This window comes from Lysinibacillus sp. NPDC086135 (assembly GCF_044746345.1).
Lineage (GTDB): Bacteria > Bacillota > Bacilli > Bacillales_A > Planococcaceae > Lysinibacillus.
In genome coordinates, this window is sequence record NZ_JBIVCA010000001.1 from 70803 (window position 1) to 72467 (window position 1665).

1 pseudogene is annotated in these 1665 nt (G+C 37.3%); it reads left to right on the forward strand.

Going from position 1 to position 1665, the window contains the following annotated elements:
* Window positions 1-305 precede the first annotated feature (305 nt).
* Window positions 306-1665, forward strand: a pseudogene (locus ACIPKN_RS00310) (hypothetical protein); the annotation flags it as partial.

Here is a 1665-nt window from a genome sequence, read left to right on the forward strand (position 1 = left end):
CACTACGCTTTCGCGCAAAAAACATCATGCCGCTGACGCTACGTTAACACTACGCTTTCGCGCAAAAAACATCATGCCGCTGACGCTACGTTAACACTACGCTTTCGCGCAAAAAACATCATGCCGCTGACGCTACGTTAACACAAGCTTTCGCGCAAAAAACATCATGCCGCTGACGCTGCGTTAACACTACGCTTTCGCGCAAAAAACATCTGTTGGCAAAAAGCCTCCGGCCGCAATTATGTCGAGGCATAATTGATTTAGTTAATGCTATAAATGAAGTGTAAGAGAAATGAGTGAACAATGTGAATTGGTTAAAAAAACAAATGAATAAATTTTTAAATAAAGATGATAATGATTACGAATATGAAGAGTTTTATGAAGACTATGAAGAAGAACAATCACAGCAGTTGCATTCATATAAAGAAACGACCATAGCAAAACAAAAAACTTTTCGTTTTCCGTTAATTGAGGATGAGGAATTTTCAGCTTCACCATCACCATCATCAAAGGCAGCATTCAATCAAATGGATGATGCTTACTCCGGACAAATTGAAGATTTATCGCTACCGAAGCATTTAAATAATCATATTGTGGATTCGAGTCTTTACGATATTGAGGTTTCAGGTATTCGAGATCTATTAGCAAATCGGACGAAGAGAACTGGTAGAACGACGATTACACGAAGTCAGCCTGAACAGGAGAATCGTTCAAAAGCAAGTCTTGTTTTTCGAGATGCGCAAAATGAATTACCGACGTCACCTAAAGTTACGAATTATCAATTAGAAAAAGCAGATGAAAGTGTTTTAATCGAAAATCGCAAGCGTTTTGTACCAAGTGATGTTCCGTCACCAGTCTATGGTTTTTCTAGGCCAAGTCCAATTGAGCAATTATTAGAGAAACGGAAGGAAGAGCACGACAAGAAAGAGTTAGCAATACCTACAGCTTCTAAGTCTTTAAAAGAAGCGACAACAAATGAGGCTATTGAAAATATACTAGAAGAAAAAGAGCCTATTAGCGCAGTTCGGAAAGATGAATCTGAACAGCTTGAAATCACTGGAAAAATCGAAGTACCTGCTAAGCAACCGATTACTTTTGAAGATAAATTAACAGGCGAAACAAATCATCATAGTGATAAAACGACGACGGAATTACCTGTACCGCAAACAACTTCTTTTGCCGTAGAATTTGAAAATCAAATGAAAGAAGCCGTTCAACAAGAGCTGAATATTGAACAACTTTCATCTGACCAATCAGAAATCCATGTAAAAGAGGTAGTTGTAGAACAAGTACAAATCGAAAATTCGACCATCCACATTGGTGAAGTTACAGTAGTCCAGCCACTAATGAAGGAAGATGATAAGCAAGATGTGTTGCAAGAACAGTCTTTAGAAGAACTACCTTTAGAAGAGCAATCTGTAGAAAAGAAAGAAAAAAGTGGCATTCCATTTAATGTTTTAATGCTAAAAACTGATAAAGAGAAATGGAGAATCCAACAGCAATTTAAAAATATGAAGTCGACATCAACAATTGTTGACATAAATCAAGAAAAACAGGAACCTTCATCTGAGCTTATTCATTCGGAAGTAGAACAGCACATAGTGACATCTGAAAAAGAACAAATTCCACAATCTATAGATTTAGGGATTAGCGAGTTAGAGATGG